Annotated in this window: 7 protein-coding genes and 2 rRNA genes (1 of these 9 cut by a window edge); 8 read left to right on the top strand and 1 reads right to left on the bottom strand. The window is 59.5% G+C overall.

Annotation, left to right across the window (positions count from 1 at the left end; translation table 11 throughout):
- Positions 1 to 1,343: ribosomal RNA gene (locus C8C94_RS14910) — 23S ribosomal RNA — on the top strand (it extends 1,536 nt beyond the left edge of the window).
- 154 nt (positions 1,344 to 1,497) lie between these two features.
- Positions 1,498 to 1,610, top strand: a 5S ribosomal RNA gene (rrf, locus tag C8C94_RS14905).
- Between the two features lie 251 nt (positions 1,611 to 1,861).
- Here the strand turns inward: rrf and C8C94_RS14900 are convergent.
- On the bottom strand, positions 1,862 to 2,962 hold the full coding sequence (locus tag C8C94_RS14900; RefSeq protein ID WP_121422885.1) for an MBL fold metallo-hydrolase: 1,101 nt from the start codon (positions 2,960 to 2,962) through the stop codon (positions 1,862 to 1,864).
- A gap of 125 nt (positions 2,963 to 3,087) precedes the next feature.
- Here C8C94_RS14900 and C8C94_RS14895 point away from each other — a divergent pair, with 125 nt between their 5' ends.
- The 6 genes from C8C94_RS14895 to C8C94_RS14870 are packed head-to-tail and all read left to right on the top strand — an operon-like array spanning position 3,088 to position 9,009.
- The gene (locus C8C94_RS14895) at positions 3,088 to 3,483 is read left to right on the top strand and encodes a MerR family DNA-binding transcriptional regulator (RefSeq protein ID WP_121421270.1); all 396 of its coding nucleotides are present in this window, start codon (positions 3,088 to 3,090) and stop codon (positions 3,481 to 3,483) included.
- Between the two features lie 42 nt (positions 3,484 to 3,525).
- On the top strand, positions 3,526 to 3,987 hold the full coding sequence (locus C8C94_RS14890; protein WP_121421269.1) for a PaaI family thioesterase: 462 nt from the start codon (positions 3,526 to 3,528) through the stop codon (positions 3,985 to 3,987).
- A 41-nt stretch (positions 3,988 to 4,028) separates the two neighbouring features.
- The gene (locus tag C8C94_RS14885) at positions 4,029 to 5,219 is read left to right on the top strand and encodes an isovaleryl-CoA dehydrogenase (protein ID WP_121421268.1); all 1,191 of its coding nucleotides are present in this window, start codon (positions 4,029 to 4,031) and stop codon (positions 5,217 to 5,219) included.
- 33 nt (positions 5,220 to 5,252) lie between these two features.
- Positions 5,253 to 5,912, top strand: coding sequence for a carbonate dehydratase (can, locus tag C8C94_RS14880; RefSeq protein ID WP_121421267.1), 660 nt, complete (start codon positions 5,253 to 5,255; stop codon positions 5,910 to 5,912).
- A 37-nt stretch (positions 5,913 to 5,949) separates the two neighbouring features.
- The gene (gene aceK / locus C8C94_RS14875; protein WP_121421266.1) at positions 5,950 to 7,755 is read left to right on the top strand and encodes a bifunctional isocitrate dehydrogenase kinase/phosphatase; all 1,806 of its coding nucleotides are present in this window, start codon (positions 5,950 to 5,952) and stop codon (positions 7,753 to 7,755) included.
- Between the two features lie 60 nt (positions 7,756 to 7,815).
- On the top strand, positions 7,816 to 9,009 hold the full coding sequence (locus C8C94_RS14870) for an acetyl-CoA C-acyltransferase (RefSeq protein ID WP_121421265.1): 1,194 nt from the start codon (positions 7,816 to 7,818) through the stop codon (positions 9,007 to 9,009).
- The last annotated feature ends 33 nt before the right edge of the window (positions 9,010 to 9,042 follow it).

The following is a 9,042-nucleotide window of genomic DNA, read 5'->3' as shown; positions in this document are numbered from 1 at the left end:
GAGTGATACCCTGCTTCCAGGAAAAGCCACTAAGCTTCAGCTATTGACGACCGTACCGCAAACCGACACTGGTGCGCGAGATGAGTATTCTAAGGCGCTTGAGAGAACTCAGGAGAAGGAACTCGGCAAATTGATACCGTAACTTCGGGAGAAGGTATGCCCCAAGTAGGTGAACCTGTACAAGGCGAGCCCAACGGGGTTGCAAAAAATCGGTGGCTGCGACTGTTTAATAAAAACACAGCACTCTGCAAACACGAAAGTGGACGTATAGGGTGTGACGCCTGCCCGGTGCTGGAAGATTAAATGATGGGGTGCAAGCTCTTGATTGAAGTCCCAGTAAACGGCGGCCGTAACTATAACGGTCCTAAGGTAGCGAAATTCCTTGTCGGGTAAGTTCCGACCTGCACGAATGGCGTAACGATGGCCACACTGTCTCCTCCTGAGACTCAGCGAAGTTGAAATGTTTGTGATGATGCAATCTCCCCGCGGAAAGACGGAAAGACCCCATGAACCTTTACTGTAGCTTTGTATTGGACTTTGAACAGATCTGTGTAGGATAGGTGGGAGGCTTTGAAGTGATGTCGCTAGATCTCATGGAGCCAACGTTGAAATACCACCCTGGTGTGTTTGAGGTTCTAACCTAGGTCCATTATCTGGATCGGGGACAGTGCATGGTAGGCAGTTTGACTGGGGCGGTCTCCTCCCAAAGCGTAACGGAGGAGTTCGAAGGTACGCTAGTTACGGTCGGACATCGTGACGATAGTGCAATGGCATAAGCGTGCTTAACTGCGAGACTGACAAGTCGAGCAGATGCGAAAGCAGGACATAGTGATCCGGTGGTTCTGTATGGAAGGGCCATCGCTCAACGGATAAAAGGTACTCTGGGGATAACAGGCTGATACCGCCCAAGAGTTCATATCGACGGCGGTGTTTGGCACCTCGATGTCGGCTCATCTCATCCTGGGGCTGTAGCCGGTCCCAAGGGTATGGCTGTTCGCCATTTAAAGAGGTACGTGAGCTGGGTTTAAAACGTCGTGAGACAGTTTGGTCCCTATCTTCCGTGGGCGCTGCAGATTTGAGGAAGCCTGCTCCTAGTACGAGAGGACCGGAGTGGACACACCTCTGGTGTATCGGTTGTCACGCCAGTGGCATTGCCGAGTAGCTAAGTGTGGAAGAGATAACCGCTGAAAGCATCTAAGCGGGAAACTCGTTTCAAGATGAGATCTGCCGGGGCCTTGAGCCCCCTAAAGAGTCGTTCAAGACCAGGACGTTGATAGGTCAGGTGTGGAAGCGCAGTAATGCGTTAAGCTAACTGATACTAATTGCTCGTGCGGCTTGACCCTATAACTTTGATAGCCAATATGCAAACCGTAAGGATGCATGAAAAGCTCAAAGATTGTTATGCCAAGTTGACGCAGTCAAAAGACACAAAAATCTGATTCCAAACTCTATGAATTCGCCAGGCTGTTCACAAAAACAGCCCAGCACCAAGTTATGCCTGATGACCATAGCAAGTTGGTACCACTCCTTCCCATCCCGAACAGGACAGTGAAACGACTTTGCGCCGATGATAGTGCGGGTTCCCGTGTGAAAGTAGGTCATCGTCAGGCTCTTACAGCCCAAATCGCCCTTCTGCTCAATCGAGTAGAAGGGCGTTTTGCTTTGGGCTTGACAATAATACAGTGCAGGATGACTTCGATCGTCATCCATGCTTTCTGAATGTGCGCACTAGGTTTTCGGACTGACGATGGTGTTTGCCCGATTCTTGTTTTTGGATTGGTCGCGCAGGTTCCGGCTTGAAGCAGCGCAGCTCCGCATTGAATACCCCAACTGAGCAGTCATTCGCCAGGCGGCGAGCCTATTAGTCGAATCTTGGGTGCTCATATTCTTGACTAGTTGCTCGGAATCGGTGGACACCGCCCTGGTCTAGAAAACGCTCTAGCTTGCCATTCACCCACAGATAATGTAGATGCGCCAGGGCCTCTCCCATCGCAAAAGTCATTTGGTGGGTGTCCAACTTGCGTTGAAAAAGAATCGGCAAAGTATCAGCAGCACTCAGGGCGCGGTTATGGGCCGCCTGCAGGATTTCGATAAGCCGCTCTCTGTGATGGTCTTGCAGCTGCGCAATGCGTGTAGCCAAACCTGTGAATGGCTTGCCGTGCGACGGCAGCACCAACGTGCTCTCCGGTAGATCCAGGTACCTTCGCAGAGAGATCAAGAAGAGCTGCAGCGGATTGGCCTCAGGCTCACTGGCATGGACACTGACATTGGTCGAGATGCGCGGTAGCACCATGTCACCACTGATCAAAGTGGTTAACTCAGCACAATATAGCGCCATGTGCTCTGGCGCGTGTCCATAGCCGCTGATGCAACGCCACGCCCGGCCCCCGATGTCCAGCATGTCTCCATCCATGATTCGGCGAAAGCGGGGTGGTAGCGCGGGCACGAGGGTCGGGAAATATGATGCGCGTCCTCGTACATGATCTAAAAAGGACGGGTCTTGCGCACCGTGCAGCGCATAAAAATCCGCCCCCGCTTCTCCGCCAAACCCTTGCGGGTCATAGGCAGCAACCCGCGCCACGTTGTAGTCGGTGGCACTGATCCACAAGCGTACATCCCATCGCTCGCACAGCCAATGGGCCAAGCCGATATGGTCTGGATGCATGTGGGTCACGATGACGCGCAAGATAGGCAAGCCACCCAGGCAGTTCACAAAAATCTGCTCCCACTGCGCACGGGTCGCAGCACTGTCGATGCAGCAGTCCACCACGGTCCACCCGTCCAGCATGACACCGCCAGCGCCCAGTTGTCGGTCGCGCAGCAGCCACAGATTGATGTGATCCAGTGCGAAGGGAAGACCCATGCGAATCCAGTGGACTCCCGGCGCGATCTCGATGGAGCTGCCCTCGGAAGGGAGCGCGTCGCCCAGCGGGTAGTGGATCTGGTGTTCGAGTGGGTTCATGGCGAAGGTGTGATGGGTTAGCATTGACGTTAACGTAAACGTCATGCATTCGATGCATTGTAGGGAGCTGCCGCCACCGGGCTGTCTCCTGCGCGAAACCGATACTGCTGTGTGCAGCACCCACCATGGCCAATACTTACACCATCAGCGACCTTGCCAAAGAGTTCGATCTCACCACCCGGGCGATCCGTTTTTATGAAGACATGGGCTTGCTGCAGCCTGAGCGCACTGGATCTGCCGGACGCAACCGCGTGTACAGCGCACGCGACCGCACCCGGCTCCGCCTGACGCTGCGGGCCAAGCGCCTGGGCCTGTCACTGACGGAAGCCAAGGAGATCATTGACCTTTATGACAGCCCCCGTGATACGGGCGTTCAGCTGCGCAAATTCCTCGACGTGTTGGTGGTCCATCGCAAGCAGCTCGAAGAGCAGATGGCCGATTTGCAGGCCAACCTGGAAGAGGTGCGCGAGCACGAAGAAGAGGCGCGCTCGCTGCTGGCCAAGGTAGAAAAGCAAAATTGATTCATAATTGACGTTTACGTAAACGTAAATCAGGAGACTGTTGTGAGCACGCCCCCTTTTGAGCCGCGTTGCGCTGACTTTGCCGACCGCGTGCGCGACAGTTTTGCGCGCCAGGGCGCCATGCAGACCCTGGGCGCCTCGCTGGGCCTTGTGGCGCCAGGTGCCGTGGACATCGAACTCCCTTGGGCGCTTGGGCTGACCCAGCAGCATGGATTTCTCCATGCGGGCATGGTGGCCACAGCGCTGGATTCGGCGTGTGGATATGCCGGTTTCACCCTGATGGCGGCCGACGCTGCCGTGCTCACTATCGAGTTCAAGATCAATTTGCTGGCCCCCGCCAAGGGCGAGCGATTTCGGATGGAAGGGCGGGTGCTGAAGCCCGGCCGCACCATCACCGTGTGCGAAGGCCGCGCTTTCGCCATCGACGGCAGCCAAGAAAAACTCATCGCCACCATGGGGTGCACCCTCATGGCGGTCACAGGACGCGACAACATCCAGGGCTGAATCCGGCCCATTTCCCTACCTTTTACGAGGAGACATTCCCCATGAGCATTCCCGCCAACCTTCCCGGCCTGAACTTCCAACTGGGCGAGGACATCGACGCCCTGCGCGACGCCGTGCGCGACTTCGCACAGGCTGAAATCGCCCCCCGCGCGGCGGAGATTGACCGCAATGACCAGTTCCCCATGGACCTGTGGCGCAAGATGGGCGACTTGGGCGTACTCGGCATCACGGTGCCCGAGCAATACGGCGGCGCAGCCATGGGCTACCTGGCCCACATGGTGGCCATGGAAGAAATCTCGCGCGCTAGCGCCTCGGTGGGCTTGTCTTATGGCGCCCACAGCAACCTGTGCGTGAACCAGATCAACCGCAACGGCAGCGAGGCACAAAAGGCCAAGTACCTGCCCAAGCTCATCAGCGGCGAGCATGTGGGCGCGCTGGCCATGAGCGAACCCGGCGCGGGCTCCGACGTGATCAGCATGAAGCTCAAGGCCGAGGACAAGGGTGGCTACTACGTGCTCAATGGCAGCAAGATGTGGATCACCAACGGCCCTGATGCAGACACCCTGGTGGTGTATGCCAAGACCGAGCCTGAGTTGGGCGCGCGTGGCGTGACCGCCTTCCTGATCGAAAAGGGAATGAAGGGCTTTTCGATCGCGCAGAAGCTCGACAAGCTGGGCATGCGCGGCAGCCATACGGGCGAGCTGGTGTTCCAGGACGTCGAAGTGCCCGCAGAGAACGTGCTGGGGGGCCTGAACCAGGGCGCGAAGGTGCTCATGAGTGGCCTGGACTACGAACGTGCGGTGCTGACCGGTGGCCCGCTGGGCATCATGCAGTCTGTGATGGACAACGTGATCCCTTACATTCACGACCGCAAGCAGTTCGGCCAGAGCATTGGCGAGTTCCAGCTCATCCAGGGCAAGGTGGCCGACATGTACACCGTGCTGCAGGCGGGGCGCTCGTTTGCCTACACGGTGGCCAAGAACCTCGATATGCTCGGCACCGACCATGTGCGCCAAGTGCGCAAGGACTGCGCCAGCGTGATCCTCTGGTGTGCCGAGAAAGCCACCTGGATGGCGGGCGAAGGCGTGCAGATTTATGGTGGCAACGGCTACATCAACGAATACCCGCTGGGCCGCCTCTGGCGCGATGCCAAGCTGTATGAGATTGGTGCGGGCACGAGCGAAATTCGTCGCATGCTGATCGGCCGTGAGCTGTTTGCTGAAACCTGCTGATCTTCTATCTAATCATTGAGACCCAAGGACAACATGCCCTCCTCCATCGAAGACCTGTTTGTTCACAACCGCGCCTGGGCGGCCCAGATGGAGCGCGAGCGGCCCGGCTTCTTCACCAGCCTGCTGGCGCAGCAAAAGCCCAAGTACATGTGGATCGGTTGCTCCGACAGCCGGGTGCCTGCCAACCAGATCACCGGCCTGGAGCCCGGTGAAGTGTTTGTGCACCGCAATGTGGCCAACGTTGTGGTGCCTACCGACCTGAACTGCCTGTCCACCATCCAGTACGCGGTGGATCAGTTGCACATCGAGCACCTGATGGTGGTGGGGCACTACGGCTGTGGTGGCGTGCTGGCGGCGTTGGAGGGCACGCGCGTCGGTCTGGCCGACAACTGGATCCGCCATGTGCAGGATGTGCGTGACCGCCACCGTGACCTGATTGCCGCCACCGCCCCAGAGTGGCGCCATGACGTGTTGTGCGAACTCAATGCCATCGAGCAGGTCGTCAACATTGCCCAGACCACGGTGATGCTCGACGCCTGGGGCCGGGGCCAGAAGGTTACGCTGCACGGCTGGTGTTATGGGCTCAAGGATGGTCTCATCAACAACCTGCACATGTCCGTGGGTAGTACGGAAGGCCTGGACTCGCTGTACAAGGCCGCGATCGCTGGTGTGGCTGCCGTCAAAAGGCAATAGCCAACCACCGCATCCCCTCAACGGCTGAGCACCCGCCATGTTCCCACAACGGCTTGACGCTCCCCAGGCCTACGGCATTGCCAAGGCCATGATGGATGGCTTCAACCGGCACTACCGGTTGTTCCGCACCGAGTCCGCGCGGGCCAAGCACCGCTTTGAAACCGGCGACTGGCACGGCCAGCAGCGGGCCCAGCGCGAGCGTATCGAGTTCTACGACCTGCGCGTGAAAGAGTGTGTGCGCAGGTTAGAGAAAGAGTTCGAGGCGGGTGCACAGCCCATGGACGTGTGGCACCAGGTCAAGCTGCACTACATCGGCCTCTTGGTCAACCACCACCAGCCCGAACTGGCCGAGACCTTCTTCAACTCGGTCACCACCAAGATCCTGCACCGCACGCATTTCCACAACGACTTCATCTTTGTGCGGCCTGCGGTCAGTACCGAATACATCGAAAACGAAGAGCCCGCAGCGCGCCCCACCTACCGCGCCTATTACCCGTCGCGAGACACGCTGGGCGAGACCTTCCAGGTCATCATCGAGAACTTCCAGCTGCAGCGTGAATTTGCGGACTTGGGCCGAGACACCGCCTGCGTGGTGGGCGCTATGCGAGGCCGGCTCGACAAAGTGAGGCTGCGCGCCAACTTCCAGATCCAGGTGCTCACCAGCCTGTTCTTTCGCAACAAAGGCGCCTATGTCGTGGGCAAGATCATCAACGGCTTCAACGAAGTGCCGTTTGCGCTGCCCATCCTGCACGATGACAACGGCAGGCTGTTTATCGACGCGGCCCTGTTTGGCGAAGATGACATGCAGATGCTGTTCAGCTTCGCACGCGCCTACTTCATGGTCGACATGGAGGTGCCCAGCGCCTACGTGCAGTTCCTGCGCAGCCTCATGCCGCGCAAGCCGCGGGCCGAGATCTACAACGCCCTGGGCCTGGCCAAGCAGGGCAAGACGCTGTTCTACCGCGACTTTCTGTACCACCTGAAGCACTCCAGCGACCAGTTCCGCATCGCGCCCGGCATCAAGGGCATGGTGATGCTGGTGTTCGACCTGCCGAGCTTTCCCTTCGTGTTCAAGCTCATCAAGGACTACTTCCCGCATCAGAAGGAAACCACGCGCGAGCAGGTCAAGGCCAAGTACCTGCTGGTCAAGCAGCACGACCGTGTGGGCCGCATGGCCGACACGCTCGAATACAGCGAGGTGGCCTTTCCGCGCAGCCGGTTCGACGATGCCCTCATTGCCGAGATCGAGAAGTTCGCCCCCAGCCAGCTCGAAATCAGCGACCGCGACGGCGACGGCCAGACGGAGGTGATCATCAAGCACCTGTATATCGAGCGGCGCATGATCCCGCTCAACATCTACCTGCAGGAAGCCTTCGACACCGGCCTGTCAGACCCGCGCGCGCGCCAGCAGATGGAGCACAGCGTCATCGAATACGGCAACGCCATCAAGGACCTCGTGGCCGCCAACATCTTCCCGGGCGACATGCTCTGGAAGAACTTTGGCGTCACGCGCAACGGCAAGGTTGTGTTCTACGACTACGACGAGATCGAATACCTCACCGACTGCAACTTCCGCCGCGTGCCCACGCCGCGCAATGAAGAAGAGGAAATGAGCGGCGAGGTCTGGTACAGCGTCGGCCCGCGCGATGTGTTCCCTGAAACCTTCGGCCCCTTCCTGCTCGGCAACGATGCCGTGCGCGAGGTGTTCATGCAGCACCACGCCGATCTGCTCGACGCTGCCTTCTGGCAGTCGCACCAGGAACGCATCCGGGCGGGCCACATGTTTGACGTCTTTCCCTACGACACAGACCGGCGCTTTGCGCATGGCTCAGCAGTCCGGTAGCCCCCAGCATTCACCCCTCCCCAACATTTCATCCGAACCATTTCACAGGAGACCATCACCATGTCTGCATCCACTCAAGACCCCATCGTCATCGTCGGCGCCGCACGCACCCCCATGGGCTCGCTGCAGGGCGACTTTTCCAGCCTGGCCGCGCATGACCTGGGCGGCGCCGCCATCAAGGCCGCCATCGAGCGTGCCGGTGTGTCGCCTGACGCCGTGGGCGAAGTGCTGTTCGGCAACTGCCTGATGGCTGGGCAGGGCCAGGCACCCGCGCGCCAGGCGGCGTTCAAGGGCGGCCTGCCCAAGGGCGCTGGCGCCGTCACGCTCAGCAAGATGTGCGGATCGGGCATGAAGGCCGCGATGATGGCGCATGACATGCTGCTGGCCGACACGCACGACGTCATGGTGGCAGGCGGCATGGAGAGCATGACCAACGCTCCCTACCTGCTGCAAAAAGGCCGGGGCGGCTACCGACTGGGCCATGACCGCATCTTTGATCACATGATGCTCGACGGCCTGGAAGACGCTTACGAAGCGGGCCGCAGCATGGGCACCTTTGGCGAAGACTGCGCCGCCAAGTACCAGTTCACCCGCGAGCAGCAGGACGCGTTTGCCACCACCAGCGTGCAGCGCGCCAAGGCGGCCACCGAGTCCGGCGCTTTCGCGGCCGAGATCGTCCCAGTGACCGTCAAGACCCGCGCGGGCGAAACCGTGGTGTCCGTGGACGAAGGCCCCGGCAAGGTCAAGCTCGAAAAAATCGCCACACTCAAGCCCGCCTTCAAGAAGGACGGCACCATCACCGCCGCGTCCAGCTCCAGCATCAACGATGGCGCCGCCGCGCTGGTGATGATGCGCGAATCCACCGCGAAGAAGCTGGGTTGCAAGCCCCTGGCCCGCATCGTGAGCCACGCTACGCATGCGCAAGAGCCCGAGTGGTTCGCCACTGCCCCGTTGGGGGCCACGCAGAAGGCGCTGGCCAAGGCCGGCTGGCAGGTTGGCGATGTGCAGCTGTGGGAGATCAATGAAGCCTTCGCGGTGGTGCCCATGGCGCTGATGAAGGAGCTGGACCTGCCCCACGACAAGGTCAATGTGAACGGCGGCGCCTGCGCTTTGGGCCACCCCATCGGCGCCAGCGGTGCACGCATCATGGTGACGCTGATGTACGCGCTCAAGGCGCGCGGCCTGACCAAGGGCCTGGCCACGCTGTGCATCGGCGGCGGCGAGGCCACGGCCGTGGCGCTCGAACTGGTCTGACGATGGAGAGGGATGGGATGATTCCCATCTCTT

It is taken from the genome of Acidovorax sp. 94, from assembly GCF_003634645.1.
Lineage (GTDB): Bacteria > Pseudomonadota > Gammaproteobacteria > Burkholderiales > Burkholderiaceae_C > Acidovorax > Acidovorax facilis.
This window is presented reverse-complemented; position numbering and strand designations above follow the sequence as displayed.

Coding starts and splice junctions, on each gene's coding strand:
- C8C94_RS14900 (WP_121422885.1), bottom strand. CDS start 2,962: ATGAACCCACTCGAACACCAGATCCACTACCCGCTGGGCGACGCGCTC.
- C8C94_RS14870 (WP_121421265.1), top strand. CDS start 7,816: ATGTCTGCATCCACTCAAGACCCCATCGTCATCGTCGGCGCCGCACGC.
- can (WP_121421267.1), top strand. CDS start 5,253: ATGCCCTCCTCCATCGAAGACCTGTTTGTTCACAACCGCGCCTGGGCG.
- C8C94_RS14885 (WP_121421268.1), top strand. CDS start 4,029: ATGAGCATTCCCGCCAACCTTCCCGGCCTGAACTTCCAACTGGGCGAG.
- C8C94_RS14895 (WP_121421270.1), top strand. CDS start 3,088: ATGGCCAATACTTACACCATCAGCGACCTTGCCAAAGAGTTCGATCTC.
- aceK (WP_121421266.1), top strand. CDS start 5,950: ATGTTCCCACAACGGCTTGACGCTCCCCAGGCCTACGGCATTGCCAAG.